We start from the raw sequence: 20,688 nt of genomic DNA, 5'->3' as shown, positions 1-20,688 counted from the left end.
ACCTCGGCGGGTAGTTACCGTGGTACCCATGAGGATTGCGCTGAATGTGCAGGATTTCCTGAACCGGGCCGAAACCGTCTACGGCGACCGGGTGGGGATAGTGGACGAGCCGGATCAGCCCGCCAAGAGCTGGGGAGAGCTCACCTACGCCCGGGTGGCCGAGTTGGCCCGGGCCCAGGCTGCGGCCCTGGATGAGCACGGGATCGGCTTCGGCGAGCGGGTGGCCATCGTCTCCCATAATGCCGCCCGCCTCATGGTCTCACTTTTCGGGGTGAGCGGGTACGGCCGGGTGTGCGTTCCCATCAACTTCCGGCTCAAGCAGGATGAGATCGGTTACATACTGGAACACAGCGGGGCGTCGATGCTGCTGGTGGATCCGGAACTGGCCGACCCGCTGGCCGCCGTGGATTGCCGCCACCGGTATGTAATGGGTGCTGGATCCGACGAGGCCCTGTACCGGTTCGGTGTCGATCCCGAGCCGTGGACCCCTGACGAGGATGCCACCGCCACCATCAACTACACGTCGGGCACCACCGCCCGTCCCAAGGGTGTTCGGATGTCCCACCGCTCCCTGTGGCTCAACGCCGCCACATTCGGCTGGGCCGCCGGGGTGAGCGATCGCGACGTTTATCTCCACACCTTGCCCATGTTCCACTGCAACGGCTGGGGGATGCCGTACTCGATCACCGGTATGGGTGGACGACATGTCGTGCTGCGCAAGGTGGACGGCAGGGAGATCCTGCGTCGGGTGGAGAGTCACGGGGTGACGTTCCTGTGCGGGGCTCCGGCGGTGGTGGCAGCCGTGCTGGATGCGGCCCAGGATTGGGATGGGGACGTCCCCGGTTCGGGCCGGGTTCGCATGACCGTGGCCGGTGCGCCCCCGCCCACCCGGATCATAGAAAGGATGGAAACCGAGCTGGGTTGGGAGTTCATCCAGCTTTACGGCCTTACCGAAACCGCTCCCTACCTGACCATGAATCGCAGCCGGGCGGAGTGGGATCATCTGAGTCCGGCGGAGCGGGCCGACAAGCTGGCCCGTCAGGGTGTGCCCGCCCTGGGGGTCTCGTTGACGGTGGACAACTCCGGCGAGGTGATGGCTCGGGGGAACCATGTGATGGATGGGTACTGGCAGCAACCCCAGGTCTCGGCCGAGGCGCTGGCCGGTGGCTGGTTCCACACCGGCGACGGTGGGATCATCGACGACGAGGGCTACCTGGTTCTGTCGGACCGCAAGAAGGACGTGATCATCTCCGGGGGCGAGAACGTGTCGTCCATCGAGGTGGAGGATGTGCTTTTCGCCCATGAGTCGGTGGTCGAGGTGGCGGTGATCGGGGTGCCCCACGAGAAATGGGGCGAGACGGTCAAGGCCCTGGTGGTGCCGGCCTCGGGAGCTACGGTCACCGAGGCCGAGTTGATCCAGCACTGCCGGGACCGCCTGGCCCACTACAAGTGCCCCACTTCGGTGGAGTTCCGGGCCGAGCTGGCTCGTACCGCTACCGGCAAGCTCCAGAAGTACCGCCTGCGCCAGCCCTACTGGGCCGAACACGAGCGCAACATCAACTGATCCGAAGCATCAACCGATCCGCGAAGGGGGATCAACCGATCCGCAGGGGGCGGTTCCTCGGGGTTATCGGCCCAAGGACACCGGGGTGGCCAACTCGGTGAAGAAGTCGTTGCCCTTGTCGTCGGTCACCATGAAGGCGGGAAAGTCCTCCACCTCGATCCGAAACACCGCCTCCATGCCCAGTTCGGCATACTCCAGCACCTCCACGCTGCGGATCGAGTCCTGGGCCAGCCGGGCAGCCGGCCCGCCGATGGATCCCAGGTAGAACCCGCCGTGGCGGGCGCAGGACTCGGTTATTGAGCGCGATCGGTTGCCCTTGGCCAGCATCACCAGGCTGCCCCCTGCGGCCTGGAACTGCTCGACATAGGGGTCCATCCGCCCGGCGGTGGTGGGGCCGAACGACCCTGAGGCGTAGCCCTTTGGGGTCTTGGCCGGGCCGGCGTAGTACACCGGATGATCCCGCAGGTACTGCGGCATGGGCTCCCCGGCATCGAGGCGTTGCTTGATCCGGGCGTGGGCCAGGTCGCGGGCCACCACCAGGGTGCCGGTTAGCGAAAGCCGGGTCGTCACCGGGTGCCGGGAGAGCTCGGCCCGGATGTCGGACATGGGCTGGTTCAAATCGATGCGCACAACCTCGCCGCTCAAGTCCTCAGGGGTGGTCTCGGGCAGGAACCGGGCCGGGTCGGTCTCCATGCGCTCCAGGAACACCCCCTCGGAGGTGATCCTGCCCAGGGCCTGGCGGTCGGCCGAGCACGATACCGCCACCCCCACCGGGCAGGAGGCACCGTGTCGGGGCAGCCGCACAACCCGCACGTCGTGGCAGAAGTACTTGCCCCCGAACTGGGCTCCGATCCCGAAGCCCCGGGTCAACTCCAAGATCCGGTTCTCCCATTCCAGATCCCGGAAGGCGTGACCGGTTTCCGACCCCTCGGTGGGAAGGGTGTCCAGGTATCGGGCCGAGGCGTACTTGGCAACTCTCAGCGTGTACTCCGCCGAGGTTCCCCCGATGACCACGGCCAAGTGGTAGGGCGGGCAGGCCGCGGTGCCCAGGGTGCGCAGCTTCTCGTCCATGAAGCGGGTGAGTGAGTCGGGGTTGAGCAGCGCCTTGGTTTCCTGGAACAGGTACGACTTGTTGGCCGAACCGCCGCCCTTGGCCATGAACAGGAACGAGTACTCGTCTCCGGGCGTGGCGTAGAGCTCGATCTGGGCGGGCAGGTTGTTGCCGGTGTTGCGCTCCTCGAACATGGTCAGCGGGGCCAGTTGGGAGTAACGCAGGTTCGAGGTCTGGTAGGTGTCGAACACCCCATGGGCGATGGCCCGCTCATCGTCGGCATCGGTGAGCACCCGCTCGCCCTTGTGCCCCACCACCACGGCGGTACCGGTGTCCTGGCAACCCGGCAGCACCCCGCCGGCTGCGATGTTGGCGTTGCGAAGCAACTCGGTGGCCACGAACCGGTCGTTGGTCGAGGCCTCGGGGTCGTCCAGGATGGCGGCCAACTGCGCCAGGTGCCCGGGCCGCAACAAGTGGGCGATGTCCCTCATGGCCTCACGGGTGATCAGGCGGAGGCCTTCGGGATCGACCTCCAGAAACCGGCGGTTGCCGAGCGTGACGGTGGAGACGTAATCGGTGGTCAAAAGGCGGTACTCGGTGCCGGTATCCGGCCCTTTGGGCAGCAATTCGGTGTAGGCGAAGTCGGCCATTGGCGAAACCTTAGATTGGGGTCAAAAGGGAGTGGATCAGCAATTCGGTGTAGGCGAAGTCGGCCATTGGCGAAACCTTGCTCGCTAGCGTCAGCCCTGTGCCGGGGTGCCCATGAAAGGTGACGGATCTCCGGGGGCGGGGATCACCGGCGCTTGCCAGCTCATCATCCGGCTGAGCTCGGTGGCGAATGCCCTCCACTCGGGGGGGTTCCAGCCCTCGGCGGACGCCCGCAGGCTGAGCCGGTGATCGAGGTGGACCACGGCGGGGAGCGACTCCAACCCCAGTGCTCGCACGACCGACCGATCCTGATCGGCGAACGTCAGTATCTCCCTGCTCCACGGCCCGAGGAACTCCTCGGCCTCCTCGGGTGAGGAGGTGACCAGGAATGCCACCCGGCAATCGGCCCCCGTGAAGCTGCGGAGAATGCGCCCGGCGGTGTCGATCATCCACGAACTCTCGTAGGTGTACGGGTCGAGCACCACCATGACCAGGTGAAAGACGGTGACCCAGTCGCCCATCGGTCGGGGATCGCCGTTCAGCGGGGTCAAGGCCACATCGGCATCAAGCGTGGTACCCATCAAACTTGAGGCTACTCCAGCCAGAAGGTGTGACCTGGTGTCGTGGCTCGTGATGGGGTTGGGAATGGGGGCGTGTGGCTCATGATCGGGTGAGGAGTTTGTACTCTGGGGTGGTGCATCCGATTGAGCATTTGCGTTACGTGGCTCGATCCTCGGGTTGGGGCCAGGAATCGCTGGTGCGGGAGACGGCCGGGGCGTTGCTGAGCTTCGGCCACGATCCCGCCGGGCTGGTAACCGCCTGCCGGAGCATGATTGCCCGCCGGCCCTCATCGGGACCGCTCATGTGGTTGGCGGCCCGGGTGCTCACCGCCGCTGACCCCCGGTCGGAGATCAGGATGTGCCTGCGGGAGATGACCGAGGACAAAACTGCCCGGTTCCTGGCACTGGAGCTGCCGGTTGAGGCGACGGTGTGCGTGCTCGGTCGTCCCGATCTGGTTGGCGACACGCTGCGGCGGCGCGGCGACCTCCACGTGCTGGTGGTGGATGTGCTGGGGGAGGGCCACCACCTGGTGCGCCGGCTTTCGGAGCAGGACGGTTGGGTGGCAGAGGTGGCCGAAAGCGGGCTGGGAGCGGCGGCGGCATCGGCCGATGTGGTGCTGCTGGAATCGGCCGCGGTCGGCCCCGGGGGATTCCTCGCCGTCTCCGGATCCCGGGCTGCTGCGGCGGTGGCTCACACCACCGGAGTGCCGGTGTGGCTGGTGGCGGGCAGGGGTGCGGTTTTGCCCGCACCGATGTGGGACGCGCTGGTTGCCCGGACGCTGGCAGGGGTGGAGCCCTGGGAGGCGGACCGGGAGGTTGTGTCCCTCGCTCTGGCCGACATGGTGGTCGGCCCCGAAGGGTTGGTGACGGTGGCCGAAGCGGTTGGCGAAACCGATTGTCCGGTGGTTCCCGAGTTGTTCTGCGCAGCCGATTGAACCGCTCACGCTTGCTCCGTCCCATGCTGCGTTGGGGGATGCCCATATCGCGTTGGGAGATACCCATGCTGCGTTGGGGAATGCCGGCCCTGCTGGCGGTGGTCCTCGGAGTGGTCGGCGGTTGCGGGGGCGCTGACCCGGCCACAGCGCCATCTCCGGCTGCCACCCCGATCACTTCGACCACTACCGATGAGACCACCCCGGAACCTCCCGATCCCCACTCGGGTCCGGCGGCGACATCTCGGCCCGGCACCGCTTCGACCCCCGTTCCCGAAGCTGCTGTTCCGCCCACCCCCGCTACCACCCCTATTCCTTCTCCCACCCCTACCCCCACTCCAACCCCGCCCCGGCAGGCCCGGCTGGCCTTCACCGGGGACCTGCTGTCGCACTCATCGGTGTTCAACCGGGCCGAGGTTTACGGGGGCGACGAGCTGGCCTATGACTACCGGCCGATGTTCGAGCCGGTGGCCGCTACCTTGAGCGGCGCGGATCTGGCCATCTGCCACCTGGAGACCCCGCTGTCGCCCGACAACCAGAACCTTTCCGGTTACCCCGTGTTCAATGCCCCCGGTGATCTGGCGGTCGCCATTGCCGAAGTGGGTTACGACGGCTGTTCCACCGCCTCGAATCACTCCCTCGACAAGGGGACGGCCGGGATCGCCGCCACCCTCGACCTGCTGGACCAGGCTGATCTGGGCCATGCCGGTATGGCCCGTACCTTCGATGAAGCCACCACCCCGACCCTGTATGCGGTGAACGGCATTACCATCGGGCACCTCTCCTACACCTACGGCCTCAACGGTTTCATCCGCCCGGCCGACCGGCCCTGGGTGGTGAACGTCATATCCACCCAGGACATTCTGGCCGAGGCCCGGGCCGCCATCGGAGCCGGTGCCGACTTCGTGGTGCTGAGCATCCATTGGGGCACCGAGTACAGGACGGCTCCCTCCGCTCACCAGCGGGCGCTGGCCGAGGAACTCCTGGCCGGCGACGAGATCGACCTCATCGTCGGCTCCCATGCCCATGTGATCCAACCGGTGGATCTGGTGAACGGCAACTACGTGATCTACGGCCTGGGCAACTTCCTGTCCAACCAGTCGCCCCAGTCGTGCCGGTCATGCCCGCCGGGATCCACCGATGGCGTGATCGTGGTGGTGGAGCTGTCGGAGAGCGAATCGGGCCGGATCCAGGTGGAGGCCATCGAAGCCGTGCCGACCTGGGTGGATCGCCGGACCTTCACCATTATCGATGTGGTCGGTGCCCTGGCCAACGACACCCACCCCGACCTAACCCCGCAACTAGAACAATCACGGGACCGAACCACCACAACACTCCGCAGCCACGGAATAGATGTCAAAGTCGTAACCAGGCAATAAAACCATTCTGGAGGCGCCGTAGTGGGGTTTCAGGTTTGGAGTATGGGGTTGTGTTGGTTGGGTTGGTGGGTGGTTGTTGCGGTGTTGGGGAATGGGTCGGGTGGGGGTTTGAGGTAGTGTCGGCCTTGGTGGTTTTGGTGGACTTGCCAGTTGGTGTCGTGGGTGAGGTGGTGGCAGCTGTGGCATAGTTGTACGAGGTTGTTGATGTTGGTTTCGCCACCGTTGGCCCGTCGGGTTCCTGGGTCATCATCGCCCGCCGATCCTGGCGCTGTTGCTGGTACTTGCTGTAGTCACGCTCTTCAACCGGGGTGTGGCGCAGCGCGTACCTGGACAGCAAATCCGAAGGCACAACCCGAGCGGACCCCAAGATTTCTTCCTCGCCCCGGTAATCGGGTTTCCCAGCCACCCGGTTGATAACCCGAGCGTGACCGGAGTTGATCTCACCGCCGATCAACGCCTTCAGGGTGGAGGGAAAGTTTTCCGCCAAAGACACCGCTGTTTTCACTTCACCCGAAGCGCGACCCGCCGATTCCAACACCCGTTCCCTCAACACCGCGGCAGCTTCACGATTACTACTCCGGCGGGCTCTCTCCGCCAACACCTCAGCCAAACAACCCTCAATCCTGGCCCTGGCCCTACCAAGCTCTTCAATACGATCATCCAACTCATCCAAAGACAACCCATCAACACTCCGACGGGCAACACGAACAACAAACCCCTCACCAGAAGCCAAAACAGCCTCAGCCACAAACCCAGCCAGGTCGTTTGCAATCGGCTTTTTTTCAACAGCTAAACCGGTAGCTGCACTGTTGGATTCCATGCCAAACACCATACCAACCACCTGTGACACATACCCCCTCTCCAACGCTAGAGGTAACATTCGTGCCTCACCGTTGATATGTATGTGAGCCTTCGCGAAAATGTGGGTTTTGGGCCGAGCGCTGAACATATTTGAGGCCCTGGCAGACGCTGAGAACCACCTCGCCCATCGCCCCTGCTGGTGTTCTCCTGGGGGCTGTCGGCCCCGTCGGAGTTGGCTTCGCGTATCGCCTGGAGGTTTGCAAACCGTAGGCCCACCCCCCAACCTCCCCGGCTTTCACAAGAAGCATCGCTGGGGTGTGTGCCTCGCGGTTGGGATCAAAAGGCGTTCTGGGGTTTCACCTCATGGCCCCCTTTCGGCCCTGACCGCGACACTGCGTTGAACTGGAGCCCAACGCCAGACTGAAGGGGGGCCACCCCAACATGGAAACACCACACACTGATACACTAGGTGTAGTGGACATATCTCGGTGGTCGCGAAGCAGGTGGGGGTGTCGCGGGGTACGGTGGCGAAGTGGTATCGGTGTTGGTGCGACGAGGGTTCCGCGGGGCTTTATGGGCGGTCGTCGCGTCTTCACAGCTCGCCGCGGCGCACCTCGGCTGGGGTTGGGCAGCGCATCTGCGGGCTGCGCCGGAGCACTGAGCGGGGGCCTGTTTATCTGGCGGTTCGTACTGGGGTGCCCGTTTCGACGGTGTGGCGCATCCTGTGCCGCAACGGTCTCAACCGGCTTGGCTGGTTGGATCGGCCCACGGGACAGGTGATACGCCGCTATGAGCGCGAGGCCTCAGGGGAGCTGGTGCACCTCGACATCAAAAAAGTCGTTCGTGTTCCCCCTGGTGGTGGGTGGCGCGCTCATGGCCGCGGCTCGGCCAAAGCCCGCCGCCGCAAACGCAAGCGGGTGGCGTACACGTACCTGCACGTCGCGATCCACGACTACTCCCGGGTGGTTTATGTCGAGGCCCACGACAACGAGACCACCGACACCGTGGTCGGGTTCTGGCAGCGCGCGCAGGACTGGTTCTGGTCAAACGACATGGCCGTGAACGAAGTCCTCACCGACAACGGAGCCAACTTCTGCTCCGACGCGTTCGCTGTGCTGCTCGCGGAGCGGGCTATCGCGCACCGGCGCACCAGGCCCTACCGGCCCCAAACCAACCCCAAAGCCGGACGCTTCAACCGTACTCTCGCAGAGGAGTTCCTCTACGCCCATAAGTTCCGATCCGAAGCCGACCACCGACGACGACTCACCCAATGGATCCACCGCTACAATTGCCACCGACACCACACCGCCATAGGCGGCCCACCCGCAACACGCGCACACAACCTAACACGAACCGACAACTAGGCCCCATGACCACCCCACCCAACTCGAACACTCCACTCTCACCCCACTTTGAGCGATACATCGCTCTCAAGTTGGAAGATTTGGAAGAGGCTGAAGACTCTACCCTTAAAAAAGTATTTTTGTGGTTTATAGCTCTACTCATATGGGTGTCGCTGATGTTTGCAGTTACACTTCCATTCGATTATCGGTCGCATGGTTTTTCAGGTAGGACTGCTTTAATCCTGTTTATTATGATTTTCCCAATAGCGGTATGTAGTTATGTTGAAGTGATGGTAATTCCATGTTTTATTAGAGGTAAAATATGGTATGGGTTCTTGGGTAGAAAAAGGAAAAAAGCCCTGTTTATGGAGGTATTCAGAGAAATGGAAGAAAGGAAAAAGGCCCAGACCATAGAGGTGCACGGAGCAAGGCGTTCTGGTAGCAAAAAAAGAAATAGAAATGAAAGTGAGTGTTTGTGAAGAAGTTATTGATGTTTGTTGTTGTTGGGTTGTTGGCTTCGGTTGTTCCTAAGGTTGTTCTCGCGCATGACCCGCAGACTGTAGAGGTTCCTGTTTATCAGGATAAGGAAGTTGATGTTTATGCGGATTATTGGAAAGAAGTTGTAAAGGTTCCTGTTGTTTCGACTGCTTCTTTGAGTTTCCGTATTGCTGCTCGTAGGCACAGGAGCAGTGTTGAGGTAGCATTACGGGAGCGTATTGCTGTTGCTCTTATTGTTTCCTGGGGTGACCGCCAGTATCCTGCCACCCGGTATTTTAGTTTATCTACTCCTGTTGGACAATGGAGATACAGCGCCCCGATCAGTTTTCCTAATGGCGCGGTTCGTATTGCTGCTCGTAAGGCAGTGAATAACAGGGTTGAGGTAGCGTTACAAAAACGCGTTGGTACTTCCTGGGGTGATCGCCAGATCTCGGCAGCATCGGTCAGGGCCATTCTCAGCCCGTCGGATAGGGCCTCGGTCAGCGTCTCGGCGGTGGTCAGTTCCTCGGCTCTCAGCCGGTCGGCAGGATCGGTGGTGTCCGGCCCGGTCATGGCCTCGGTGGTAGATAGGGCAGCGGTGGTGCGGTGGTCAGCGGGCGGTCAGGTTACGGCCCTCAGCGTGGCAGCGGTGGTGGTGGCAGCCATGCCGGGGTCGGGCAGCGTCAGGGCTTCTGAGACGGCCAGGAACGGGCCTCTCTCAGCCTCGGTGGTGGCAGCGCCGATCTCATGCGGGCCGAGGATCGGGCGGCCCTCAAACGGCCTCAGGTCGGGCCTCGGCGGCCATCACCGGGCCACACCCGGCAACTCTCACTTGACAAAAAAACAACCCCACCCCTACCCTCCCTGCCGTTCAGCAAAGCATTGTCAGGCCTCGGCCTCGCGGTCGGGATCAAAAGGCGTTCTGGGGTTCACCTCATGGCTCCCTTCGGCCCTGACCGCGACGCTTCTTGTGAACTGAAGCTCAACGCCAGACTGAAGGGGGCCACCCATGACAACAACACCCCACCCGGCTACCATCGGCCCCATGACCGACCCCACACCCGACACCACCACCGAGACACTGGCTGACCACGCCGAGGCAGCCCCAGCAGCCCCAACCGAACCCAAACCTGGCACTTTAATTTTCTTTTCAATTAGGACAATCAACCGATGGACGTTTGTGTTTTATCCCGTTTGTTGGGGTGGTGTGAGCCTGTTTGTATATGAAGTTATGGGTGTATCTGGTAGTTCATGGTCTTCTGTTACATTGTATATCTTACTTACATTTGTTATTTCGTTTTTGACTGGTATTTCATTACGAAAACTGTTACTGGTATTTGACCGTTACATGTATAGACGGCATAACAATTAGGGGGTGTCAGTATGAGAAAGCTGTTGGTATGTGTTGTTATCACCGGGTTAATAACTTCAGTTACCCCTGCGGTTGTGTTGGCACATGACCCGGTGACTACTACTCACACTATCCCGGCTGTTTATGAGGATCAAGAGGTTACGAAATGGGTTGATGAGGAGTATACGGTTGAGGTCAATTGTGATGAAGAGGGAGTCACTAAGCGGGTGCCTTATACCGGGTTAGTGCCTTCTACTGCGTCTGCTTCATATGGTGTTCGTATTGGTGCTCGTAAGACATCGAGCGGTATTAAGGTTGAGTTAGCTGTACAACGACGCGGTACTGGGCTGACTGGTTCCTGGGGTAGCACAATATACCCTACATCTCGTTTCTTCCCGGCAAGTACTACGGTTGGAAGATGGTTGCATACTTCCGCAGTTACCGTTGGTGGCACTTCGGTGCGTATTGCTGCCCGCAGAGCGACGAGTACCACAGTTGAGGTAGCTTTACAACAACGCGTTGGTAATTCTTGGGGTGCTTATATATATATCCTTCTGGCCGTTTCTTTCCCCTATCTACTGCCGCTGGGAAATGGAAAATAGCAACCCCAGTCACCGTTACCTACAACTACACCGTATATAGTAATGTGACCAGGTATCGTTGTTATAAAACCGAGACTCGGCAGGTACAACAAACGGAAACTCAAAGAGTGTTGGTCAGCGCAGCTAGGACAGACACTGTTAGAAGGCATGAACCACACGCTTGTCCACATGGTTATTACATAGGTTCTTTTGTGTCAGGAGTGAGCCATAGAGAGCCTCTCAGGTTAAGAGATGGTATTCTTAGGACTAGAGTTGTTATAGGTTGGCAAGGGCCAACTGACCGTTTCCATGACTGTTATTTACCAATTTTTCAACCGAGTGACTCTGGTCTAGCTCAGTGGTTAAAGAGGGTACATAAAGGTCTATGTGATAGTGTAGGTGGCCGGATAATTGCTGGTGGGGCAGGTGCGATATTTGGGAATGTCGCTTATAAGGCGTTGGAGGGTGGAGCCAAAGCAGCAATGGCAGCAGCAATGTCATCACCTGATCCAACAGAGATAACCACTCCTGTAAGGGTGGGTGTTGCTTTTGTGGTGGGAGCGGCGGGTACGGCTGCCGGAATCGGGCTTTGTAGTTTTACATCCTCAGCTAGTCCTACTGCTGCGCCGACCGCTGCTCCTCCTGCGCCTTCTAGGGTGGTTTCTAGTTGTTCGGCTGATGGTCGCACTTTGACTGTTGAGTGGAGGGCTGCTTCGAGGGTTAGGTCATATGAGGTTAAGGCAACGGGGAAAGCTAGTAAAGAGGTAGTTGGTACTTCTACTACTTTTGCTGTGTCTCCTGGTGATACTTATACTGCTCAAGTGAAAAGTGTAATAACCAGCGGGGGTAATAGTGGGTATTCGGGTTGGGTGAGTTCTAATAGTGTTACTTTTATTACGACGGTGCCTGTGCCTGCTAATGTGCGGGCTAAGTGTGTCACTCCTAGTCGTAATCCGAATGATCCTAGAACTGGTGTTATAAATGTTGTTGTTGAGTGGGATACTGACCCGATGTTTGTAACCACGGACTACAGTGTGAAGGATCTTAAGCGGCTCTTCGCGTTTGAGTGGGGAGGGGGTGTTTTTGGGTGGGGTCTGTCTTTTGGGTGGGGGCCTCGCCGATTCTTGTGACTGTCACATAGTCGTGGAGTCGGGAGGTCCCTGGTGGTTGATGTTAGTTGGGTGTTGGGTTACGGTGCGTTGGGTTTGGTGGTGACCGGCCAGTGTGTGGTTGATGGCGAGGTGGTGGTGGAGGTGGAGACACCTCCAGGTCGGCGGGTTTGTTGTGAGCGGTGCGGTCACAGGGCCAGGTCCAAGGGGCGACGCAGAACCCGGTTGCGGGATGCTTGCATCCCGGGGGGTCACCGGGTGCGGGTGGTGTGGAACAAGCGTTTATGGGTTTGCGGGAACGCTGATTGTGAGACCAAGACATGGACTGAGCAGCACTGTTTGGCGAAGCCTCGCTGCCAGCTCACACGTCGGGCCGCAGCTCACGCGGTTGAGGTGTTGGCCGCGGTGGAGGGCTCGGTCGCCGGTGTGGCTTGTAGTTTGGCGGTCGGGTTGGCACACCGTTTGGTCAGCAGTTGAACCGGAACTAAAACAGCGGGCCGATGATCCCGACAGGGTGGGGGCCACCTTCGGGGTGGGATTCGATGAGACCGTGATGAACTCCGCCACCCGCCGGCGCCGGTGCCGCTACATCACCGCCGCGGTGGACACCGCGACCGGCCAGGTCATAGATGTCTTCGACGGCCGCGATGCCAATGACCTGCACAAATGGGTGAGTGCACAACCCCGGGGGTGGAGACAAAATATTCGGGTGGTGTGTTGTGATCCCCACGAGGGGTACAGAAAAGCCATTCGAGCCCTCATAGCCCAGGGCCTGTTACCAGCCGGCACACGGTTGGCCACCGATCCGTTCCACATCGTCCGGCTGGCCAACCAGGCCATCACTCGGGCCCGTCAACGCACCCAGCAACAAACCACCGGTCACCGGGGCCGCAAAGGTGACCCTCTCTACGGTATCCGCAAACTCCTACTGATGGCCGCCGAGCGGCTGGACCCCCGAGGCTGGCAACGCCTACACCAAGCCCTCAAAGCCGGTGACCCCTGCGATGAGGTCCTCGAGTGCTGGCAAGCCAAAGAACAAACCCGATCCATTTTCAAAACCACCAACCCCCAAACCGCCGTCCAACGCCTCGACGACACTATTGCCTACTGCTCCGATCCCGACGCACCCCCAGAACTACAAGCCCTCGCCGGTACCCTCAACCGCTGGCACACCGAAACCATAACCAGCGTCGCCACCGCCACCACCAACGCCCGAACCGAAGCCGCCAACGCCAAAATCAAAGACATCAAACGCAAAGCCAGAGGCTACACCAACATCGGCAACTACCGACTCCGCATCCTAGTTGCCACCGGCCACAAACCCCACCAAAATACACCCACCACAAGAATCAGAACCCACAAAACCCCGCTCAAACGCGAATAGCCTCTTAATCGTCCTTTGGTGGTGACCAAGAGAGTAAAGGGTGTTACTAGGGCTGTGTTTCCTCGTACTGTGAATGCTACTTATCGGTTTGTGGTTGCCGGGTATTCTAGGCCTTTGAATAAGTGGTCGCATTGGTCTTCTCAGTATAATAGTAACGCTCATGTTACTTGTAATGTTCCCACCCGCACTCCCACGCCTACTGCTACCCCTACTGCTACTGCTACCCCTACTGCCACTAATAGGCCGATGGTGGTGCCTTCTAATGTATCTATTAGGTGTTATGCCGGTGGGATAAAGGGTAGGGCTGGTGTTGTTAGTGTTATTGTTAGTTGGGATGCTGACCCGACAGGTAGGACTACGAAGTATGAGGTGAAAGCGTCTGCACTGCCACCGCTGGTTAATGGGTTGACTAAGACTGTGGAGGGTGCTAATACGGCTACTTTTGTTAGGTCGGTGAGTGGTAGGTATAGTTTCAGGGTTCGTGGGTATTCTTCTGGGTTGGGTTGGTCGGGTTGGTCTTCTTACAGTCCCGCCAAGACTTGTAATGCTCCTACGGCTTCGCGGTTGGGGGTTCCTTCTGGGTTGATTGTCAATTGTGTTTCCAGTAGTAGGCCGGGTACGATGAATGTGACGGTTAGGTGGCTGAGTGGTGATCTCAGGACTCGGAGTTATGCTGTTCGCGATGTGTTGGGTTCGGGTTTGTCGAGAACTGGTTTGACGGGTACTTCGGTTTTGTTTCCTCGAACGGTGAGGGGTACTTATCAGTTCGAGGTTCAGGCCCGGGCTTCTGGTATTCCTTCTTCTGAGTGGTCTTCGAGGAGTATTCGATTTAGTTGTTCCCCGCCCGGTTAGGTGTTTGGTTCTGAGACAGGATCGGTTGAGGGTTTGACTTTGTTACTGAGGGTTTGACTTTGCTACGGGACGCTTTAACAGACAGGGACATCCCCACCGACCGCCGACTCCTGGCACCGGGCACCGTCGGCATCATCTCCGGCCCCGGCGGTATCGGCAAAAGCACCCTCGCCCAAATGATCGCCTGCGCCGCCGCCGCCGGTAATCCCACCGGAGCGGGCCTCGCCGCTATCGGCCTCGCCGCCGCCCCCGGCTCCCGCCCCGGCCTCGCCGGTAGGCCGGTCTCAATGTGGTGCCTAGAAGACCCCGCCGCCCTCGCCGCCCGCCGCACCGCCGCCACCGCCGACTGGTGGGCCAGCACCGGCGGCCCGCACCTGGACAACTACCGCTCCCGCATCGCCATCTACGGAGCCGAAGACACCGGCCCCCTCTGGGAAGCCCCCGACTACCGGCACCGAGACAAAGAACACGGCCCCACCAACCTAATGCTCACCCTCGCCGCCGACCTGCTAGAACGCCGCCCCATCCTCACCATCATCGACCCCGCCCTGTGCGCGCTCGCCGCCCCCGCCGCCGATGCCCACACCGTCCGCTCATTCATCGCCACACTAAGCCGGATGACCGGCGAAATAGACGGAGCCGCCCTCATAGTGGCCCACTCCACCAAAGCCGCCAGAGACGGACTAAGCGAAGCCGGAGCGATAAGCGGAAGCGCCGCCTGGCACGACGCCGCCCGCCTAGTCATCACCGCCACACCACCACCCAAACCCAAAGGATCAACCGAACAACCCGAAGGAGTACACCTCACCGTCACCAAAGCCAACCTCGGCAAAACCGGCCCCCTCACAAACACCACCACCAACCTCCCAACCCCAACCACACCACTCACACTCACCATCACCCCACACAACGGCTGGCCCGCCGCCCTCACACCCACCAACACCACTACCTCGAACCACCCCGACCCCTACGCCGCCCGCCTGGAAGATTTGTAATGACCACCACCGATCCCTGGGCCAACCGCCTCGCCACCCACCTCTGGGCCAAACACAACCCCGATAGCAACCCCGATGACTGCCCCGGCTGGATCATCCCCACCGAGGACGACCTCGCCAAGATGCTCAATGACCCCCCACCACCTCAAACACTCGACAGCGAAACCACTATTGCCGAGCACCTGGCCGAGGCCAACACCCGCCTCAATACCCTTATCTCACCACCCGAAGGATGGGCCTACACCTGGACACCCGGCCCCCCGATCATCGGAACCAAAACCGGAGGCGAGATCATCGGCCCCCTGTGGGCCGCTCCCGCCTGGCACGGTGACGGCTTACCCACAAACCCCGACCGCCTACCCGTACTATCCACCGCAGAGACGCACCGCCGCTGGGATACCACCGACCGACAACACCGACCCAAACACCCCCTCGCCCCCATCATTCACACCTGGCAAACACACTGGGCCACATCACCCCCCGAAACACCCACACTTCGCCACGACCGCCGCCCGATGATGCCCCACATCGGGCGGGCCGCCGAGATCGTCACTGCCCCTCGCACCGAAACCGACCGCATCCCCCTAACAGAAATACCCGCCGAGGTCGGCGATCAACTGGCGCTACCCGGCCTGGGCCGAGGTGGTGAAGTACCCGCCCCGATGCTCGCCGTATTCGATGCCGCCGGGATGCTGAGCTACACCCAGGGCAAAGGAGCGCCCAGGCCGCTACGCCTGTGGGTGGCAACCCTGATCCACACCCCCGCCGACCGCATCGCCGCCGGTGGCCCGGTGATACTCACCTGGCCCACCGCCGACATCGTGAGGTACCTCACCCCACCCGATGCCGCCCCACCCAACTTGTCTAAGTACTGGCGGGCTATAGCGGATGCGATCTGGACTATGGGCCGGATAGTGGTACCTGTACCGGGCGGCGGGTGGGCACCCATCACAGTACGCCGAGGCCCCCTAAACCGAGACGACCTGAGACACGGCACTACCACCCTGGAAGTACGGCTACCGCCTGGAAGCGAGCACGGCCCCCGCATCAACTGGCCCCGCCTACAAGTACACGGCATCACCTCAGCCCCCATGTACCGGGGCCACATCATCGCCCGCTACATCATCGACCGCACCGCCTACCGAGGGGCTGGGATCACCCGCGCCCACATAGAAAACGGACACCGCACCCGGCGGCGGCGAGACCTACTAGCACGGGTAGAGCGGCAAACCTGGAGCGCCGCCGAACTCGCCCGGATGCTCGCCCTGGCCGATACCACCCGCACCAACCGCAGCCGAGCAATAAACACTTTTACGGCCCTGGCCGACGAGGACGATCCGGTACTCGACCTGTGGGAGATAAAACCAGGCCGATGGATCATCCTCGAAGCCCCGAACGCCTAGACATTCCTACGGGTATGCTATTTGTCTTTGACCTGGGAAAACGCTTTACCCCTATACCCCACCCCCCAGGGTGGGGTAGGTGGGCGGTCGGGGCCTTCGCTGGGGCTACGGCCCCGCCGCCCTGTGGGAGACGATGCGCGCCTGCCCTGTGGTGGCTTGTGGGCGGTGTTGAGTCGTTGGGGTGGTGGTTAACATCACTTCGGTTTTGTGGGGCTTCTGAGGGCTGGGTGGTGGGGGGGGGGGGGGGGTGGGTTGAAACTCTGCGCACCGGCGGCCCTGGAAACCCAACTTCACGAACTTTATCCACTATCAGGCGGGGGTTTTAGTTGGTAACCGGCTTTGTTTGTTACTGTAAAGCTGTGGTTTAGGGTTGGTGGGGTGTGTGTCGTGTTGTGTAGCGGTTCGCTACTGGGGTTGTTTGAGCGATCCCTCGGGTTTGGGGTAACTCTGATGGCTTGTTTTGGGGTATCGGCCCGTTCGGTGGTAAGGCCGAGACTTCTTCGGGAGAGAAAAGAGGCTTGAAAATTGGGTTTCAGAGGTGCTTCCTAAACAGAGTTTCGACCCACCCCCCGAGGGGGTGGGGTGTGCGGCGGTGACGGGATCGGGGAGTGGGTTGTGGAGTGATGCGTTGGCTCTCGATTGTGATGCTGTGGGGCCGTATCTTGGTCGCCTGAGGCCCCTAATGGGGCTGTGAGGCTCTGGGCCGCACGGAGAGCGGTTGGGGGCACCTGAACCCTGACCGGCGTTGTGGCGGGCCTGTGGGGCCGGTTCTGGGCCGTTCACAGGCCGGTTATGGGGTTTGAGCCTTACTGGAGTGCCCCCTCGGTCTCGAACCGTGTCCAGGCCTGACCCCCGGTTGTGCCGGTGGCTGAGAACCACCCCTTACACCCCTGGTGGCTTCTGGGGAGTGTTGAGCCGTGCTGGGCGGCCCCGGCCCTGTCAGGTGTGGATCATCTCCCAAAGGGCGGCAGGTAGCGGGCGCGGATCGTCCCTCAAAGGGCGGCGGGCATAGTGCCAGGTCAGCGAACTAGATAGGCCCTCGGTGGCGGCGGCCCGTAGTCGGCCCTCGCGTTTACCTCGGCGGGGGGGCCTCGGTAGGGGTGTAGGCCCGTTATCGGCCCTAATTCGGCCTCAGCGGGCTGATAACGGGCCTACTACGGCGGTCATCCTCTCAGCGGCGAACTATGCGGGCGGGCCTACTACGGGCCTCAGACGGTAATAGTCGATCTTCGGTGGTGGCGGCAGTCATGCAGCGGTCGGTTGGTGTCAGGGCCTCTGAGACGGCCAGGAACGGGCCTCTCTCAGCCTCGGCGGTGGCGGCGGGGGATCAGCGGGCCGAGGATCGGGCGGCCCTCGATGGCCTCCCCGGCAGCCAACCCCGGCGGGCGGCCCTCGACAGTCTCACTTGACAAACAAACAACCCCACCCAATATAATGACCGGCGTTCACAAAAGCATCGTCAGGCCTCGGCCTCGTGGTCGGGATCAAAAGGCGTTTTGGGGCTTCGCCTCATGGCTCCCTTCGGCCCTGACCACGATGCTTTTGTGAACTGAAGCTCAACGCCAGTCTTAAGGGAGCCACCAATGACAACAACACCCCACCCGGCTACCATCGGCCCCGTGACCACCCCACACACCCCCGACCCCAGCTCGGACACCCACCTGACGACCCCGACCGAAGATACCGACTTTGCCTCGGATGTCACCAGTGACCGTAATTCTGCCGTATCTGGCCCAGAAGAGGCCACTCTAAATCTATACATTCGTGCTCTTATGGTTGGTCTTGCTGGTTTTGGATTAATACATTTTGTGTATTTTTTTAGTAGTTTATTGAATATAAATGTGTGGATTAGCGTTCTGATAACAATGGCTACTGTGGCGTTATTATGTCAATTAGCTGTTAGGTGCTTTTGTTACTATAAAAAGTATAGACAAAAAAGAAAGGAGATATAAGCATGAGAAAAGTATTAGTGTTGCATGAGAAAAGTATTAGTGTTTGTTGTTGTTGCTGGGTTGTTGGCTTCGGTTGCTCCTAAGGTTGTGTTGGCGCATGACCCGGAGCCTCGAACTGTAACCATTCCGGCTGTTTATGAGGATCGAGAGGTTACAAAATGGGTTGATAAGGAGTATACGGTTGAGGTCAATTGTGATGAGGAGGGAGTCACTAAGCGGGTGCCTTATATCGCCCACAAGCCATCTACTGTATCTGCTTCATACGGTGTTCGTATTGGTGCTCGTAAGACATCAAGCGGTATTAAGGTTGAGTTAGCTTTACAACGACGCGGTACTGGGCTGACTGGTTCCTGGGGTAGCACAATATATCCTACATCTCGTTTTTTCCCGGCAAGTACTACGGTTGGAAAATGGTTGCATACTTCCGCAGTTACCGTTGGTGGCACTTCGGTGCGTATTGCTGCCCGCAGGGTGACGAGTATCACAGTTGAGGTAGCTTTACAACAACGAGTTGGTAATGCTTGGGGTGCTTATATATATCCTTCTGGCCGTTTCTTTCCCCTATCTACTGCCGCTGGGAAATGGAAAATAGCAACTCCAGTCACCGTTACCTACGAATACACTGTATATCGTAATGTGACTAGGTATCGTTGTTATAAAACTGAGACTCGGCGGGTACAACAAACGAAAACTGAAAGTGTGTTGGTCAGCGAAGCTACCACAGAAACCGTTACTACCCATGAAGCCCACCCTTGCCAGAAAGGGCAGTATTCACCTCCCCTCCCAGAAAGGGCTTTTAGCTATATAAATGGGCGGCGTAGTCCGAGAAGTGGGCCAGGTAAAAAGGTTGAAGCTTGGACGAGAATTAGTCTTGCTTCGGATCATTATCATAATTGCTATTCACCAATATTTGAGGGTAGTTCTATATTAGATGTTGTCTGTGCTCGCGGAGTTCTTACTGTTCTTGGGGTGGGGACAACGTATGTAGTAACACATCGTGTTGAAAAAAATATTGCAAAACGAATATTGACAAACTTAAAAAACGGTGCGAGTAAAGCAATCACAAGGGGAGGCTCTCCGTGGAAATTGATAACTAGCCTTACACTCGGAGTTGGTGCTGAGGTATTTGCTGCTGAGGTTTGCGCTAGAACAGACCCTACTGCTACTCCTACTGCTACTGCTACTCCTACTCCTGTACCTGCACCTGATGATACATTTTGTATAACTATAGATAACACTAAAGTATGTACTGACAAAATTACAGCTAAAGCAATTATTGATAACGAGATTGTATATCTTAGTCGTATTGCTTCTAATCCTTTACTTAATATTTGTATACCTTTGACTAATGTATGTCATAGAGCGCCAGTGATTAGGGCACTTATTGCTAAACTTAAGACTATACCTACTGATACTTTTGTGGTTTCTAATGTTTTGGCTAGTTGTTCGGCTAATGGTCGTACTATAACTGTTACATGGAACGCTTCTGACGGGGCTAATTCTTATGGGGTACAAGTAGTTGGTGGGTCTTCTAAGACAGTGAGGGCTCCCGCTACCTCTACTACTTTTACAGTATCTCCGGGCGGTACTTACACGGCTCAAGCGAGAAGTGTTATAACTAGCGGGGGTAATAGTAAGTATTCGGATTGGGTTAGTTCGGGTAGTGTTACTTGTCCTAATCCTGCGCCTTCACCTTCTAATATTTCGGCTACTTGTTCGGCTGATGGTCGTACTATAACTGTTACATGGGATGCCGCTGTGGGGGCTACTTCTTATGAGTTCAAAGTAGTTGGTGGGTCTTCTAAGACGGTGAGGGCTCCTGCTATTCGTGGTACTCTTAGGATGGCTCCTGGTACTGCTAGTTATTTGGTTGAGGTGAGGAGTGTTGTAACTAGCGGGGGTAATAGTAGGTATTCGGGTTGGGTTCGTAAACCTGGTAGTGTTACTTGTGTTGATAGTAGGCCGATGGTGGTTCCTTCTGATGTATCTGTTAGGTGTTACGCTGGTGGGATTAAGGGTAGGGCTGGTGTTGTTAGTGTTATTGTTGGTTGGGATGTTGACTCGACGGGTAGGACTGAGCGTTATGAGGTGAAAGCGTCGGCGGTGCCGTCGCTTGTTAATGGGTTGTCTAAAATTGTGGTCGGTGCTAATACAGCTACTTTTGTTAGGACGGAGAGCGGTAGGTATAGTTTCAAGGTCCGCGGGTATTCTTCTAGGTCTGGGTTGGGTTGGTCGGGTTGGTCTTCTTATAGCCCGGTTACGGCTTGTGATGTTCCTACGGCTTCGCCGTTGGGGGTGCCTTCTGT

At 59.1% G+C, this 20,688-nt stretch carries 13 protein-coding genes; 10 read left to right on the top strand and 3 right to left on the bottom strand.

Features of this window, described 5'->3' with window-relative positions; all coding sequences use genetic code 11:
* Nucleotides 1-28: 28 nt before the first annotated feature.
* Nucleotides 29-1,564, top strand: coding sequence for an AMP-binding protein (locus ACOGXC_RS07645; protein ID WP_419917611.1), 1,536 nt, complete (start codon nucleotides 29-31; stop codon nucleotides 1,562-1,564).
* Between the two features lie 63 nt (nucleotides 1,565-1,627).
* On the opposite strand, the gene ACOGXC_RS07640 is transcribed toward ACOGXC_RS07645, so the two are convergent.
* Nucleotides 1,628-3,265 (bottom strand): fumarate hydratase, encoded by a 1,638-nt coding sequence (locus ACOGXC_RS07640; protein ID WP_419917610.1) that lies wholly within the window; start codon nucleotides 3,263-3,265, stop codon nucleotides 1,628-1,630.
* 90 nt (nucleotides 3,266-3,355) lie between these two features.
* The gene (locus tag ACOGXC_RS07635; protein ID WP_419917609.1) at nucleotides 3,356-3,844 is read right to left on the bottom strand and encodes a hypothetical protein; all 489 of its coding nucleotides are present in this window, start codon (nucleotides 3,842-3,844) and stop codon (nucleotides 3,356-3,358) included.
* Between the two features lie 113 nt (nucleotides 3,845-3,957).
* Here ACOGXC_RS07635 and ACOGXC_RS07630 point away from each other — a divergent pair, with 113 nt between their 5' ends.
* Both ACOGXC_RS07630 and ACOGXC_RS07625 read left to right on the top strand, forming a co-directional pair.
* A complete protein-coding gene (locus tag ACOGXC_RS07630; RefSeq protein ID WP_419917608.1) occupies nucleotides 3,958-4,758 on the top strand; it encodes a hypothetical protein in 801 nt (266 codons plus the stop codon).
* A 65-nt stretch (nucleotides 4,759-4,823) separates the two neighbouring features.
* Complete coding sequence (locus ACOGXC_RS07625) at nucleotides 4,824-6,134, top strand: CapA family protein (protein ID WP_419917607.1); 1,311 nt, start codon at nucleotides 4,824-4,826, stop codon at nucleotides 6,132-6,134.
* Here the strand turns inward: ACOGXC_RS07625 and ACOGXC_RS07620 are convergent.
* Nucleotides 6,112-7,083, bottom strand: coding sequence for a hypothetical protein (locus ACOGXC_RS07620; protein ID WP_419917606.1), 972 nt, complete (start codon nucleotides 7,081-7,083; stop codon nucleotides 6,112-6,114). The genes ACOGXC_RS07625 and ACOGXC_RS07620 overlap by 23 nt on opposite strands.
* Before the next feature lie 340 nt (nucleotides 7,084-7,423).
* Here ACOGXC_RS07620 and ACOGXC_RS07615 point away from each other — a divergent pair, with 340 nt between their 5' ends.
* From ACOGXC_RS07615 to ACOGXC_RS07585, 7 genes are all read left to right on the top strand, one after another.
* Complete coding sequence (locus ACOGXC_RS07615; protein ID WP_419917605.1) at nucleotides 7,424-8,299, top strand: IS481 family transposase; 876 nt, start codon at nucleotides 7,424-7,426, stop codon at nucleotides 8,297-8,299.
* A 71-nt stretch (nucleotides 8,300-8,370) separates the two neighbouring features.
* Nucleotides 8,371-8,757 (top strand): hypothetical protein, encoded by a 387-nt coding sequence (locus ACOGXC_RS07610; RefSeq protein ID WP_419917604.1) that lies wholly within the window; start codon nucleotides 8,371-8,373, stop codon nucleotides 8,755-8,757.
* The gene (locus ACOGXC_RS07605) at nucleotides 8,748-9,734 is read left to right on the top strand and encodes a hypothetical protein (RefSeq protein ID WP_419917603.1); all 987 of its coding nucleotides are present in this window, start codon (nucleotides 8,748-8,750) and stop codon (nucleotides 9,732-9,734) included. Before ACOGXC_RS07610 ends, ACOGXC_RS07605 begins: the two co-directional genes overlap by 10 nt.
* A gap of 404 nt (nucleotides 9,735-10,138) precedes the next feature.
* A complete protein-coding gene (locus ACOGXC_RS07600) occupies nucleotides 10,139-10,708 on the top strand; it encodes a hypothetical protein (protein WP_419917602.1) in 570 nt (189 codons plus the stop codon).
* Nucleotides 10,709-12,220: 1,512 nt separating this feature from the next.
* The gene (locus ACOGXC_RS07595; protein ID WP_419917601.1) at nucleotides 12,221-13,180 is read left to right on the top strand and encodes an ISL3 family transposase; all 960 of its coding nucleotides are present in this window, start codon (nucleotides 12,221-12,223) and stop codon (nucleotides 13,178-13,180) included.
* Nucleotides 13,181-14,085: 905 nt separating this feature from the next.
* Nucleotides 14,086-15,027, top strand: coding sequence for an AAA family ATPase (locus ACOGXC_RS07590; RefSeq protein WP_419917600.1), 942 nt, complete (start codon nucleotides 14,086-14,088; stop codon nucleotides 15,025-15,027).
* Nucleotides 15,027-16,430 (top strand): hypothetical protein, encoded by a 1,404-nt coding sequence (locus ACOGXC_RS07585; protein WP_419917599.1) that lies wholly within the window; start codon nucleotides 15,027-15,029, stop codon nucleotides 16,428-16,430. The genes ACOGXC_RS07590 and ACOGXC_RS07585 overlap by 1 nt, the downstream gene beginning before the upstream one ends.
* Nucleotides 16,431-20,688 lie beyond the last annotated feature (4,258 nt).

The organism is Candidatus Poriferisocius sp. (genome assembly GCF_965202595.1).
In the GTDB taxonomy this organism is placed as follows: Bacteria; Actinomycetota; Acidimicrobiia; order Acidimicrobiales; family Bin134; genus Poriferisocius.
Note: the sequence above shows the minus strand (reverse complement) of the source record. Positions and strands in the feature narration are given on the sequence as shown.

Excerpts from the sequence above, each read along its gene's own strand:
- ACOGXC_RS07645 (WP_419917611.1), top strand. The coding sequence starts at position 29 with ATGAGGATTGCGCTGAATGTGCAGGATTTCCTGAACCGGGCCGAAACC.
- ACOGXC_RS07640 (WP_419917610.1), bottom strand. The coding sequence starts at position 3,265 with ATGGCCGACTTCGCCTACACCGAATTGCTGCCCAAAGGGCCGGATACC.
- ACOGXC_RS07635 (WP_419917609.1), bottom strand. The coding sequence starts at position 3,844 with ATGGGTACCACGCTTGATGCCGATGTGGCCTTGACCCCGCTGAACGGC.
- ACOGXC_RS07625 (WP_419917607.1), top strand. The coding sequence starts at position 4,824 with ATGCTGCGTTGGGGAATGCCGGCCCTGCTGGCGGTGGTCCTCGGAGTG.
- ACOGXC_RS07620 (WP_419917606.1), bottom strand. The coding sequence starts at position 7,083 with ATGTTCAGCGCTCGGCCCAAAACCCACATTTTCGCGAAGGCTCACATA.
- ACOGXC_RS07600 (WP_419917602.1), top strand. The coding sequence starts at position 10,139 with ATGAGAAAGCTGTTGGTATGTGTTGTTATCACCGGGTTAATAACTTCA.
- ACOGXC_RS07585 (WP_419917599.1), top strand. The coding sequence starts at position 15,027 with ATGACCACCACCGATCCCTGGGCCAACCGCCTCGCCACCCACCTCTGG.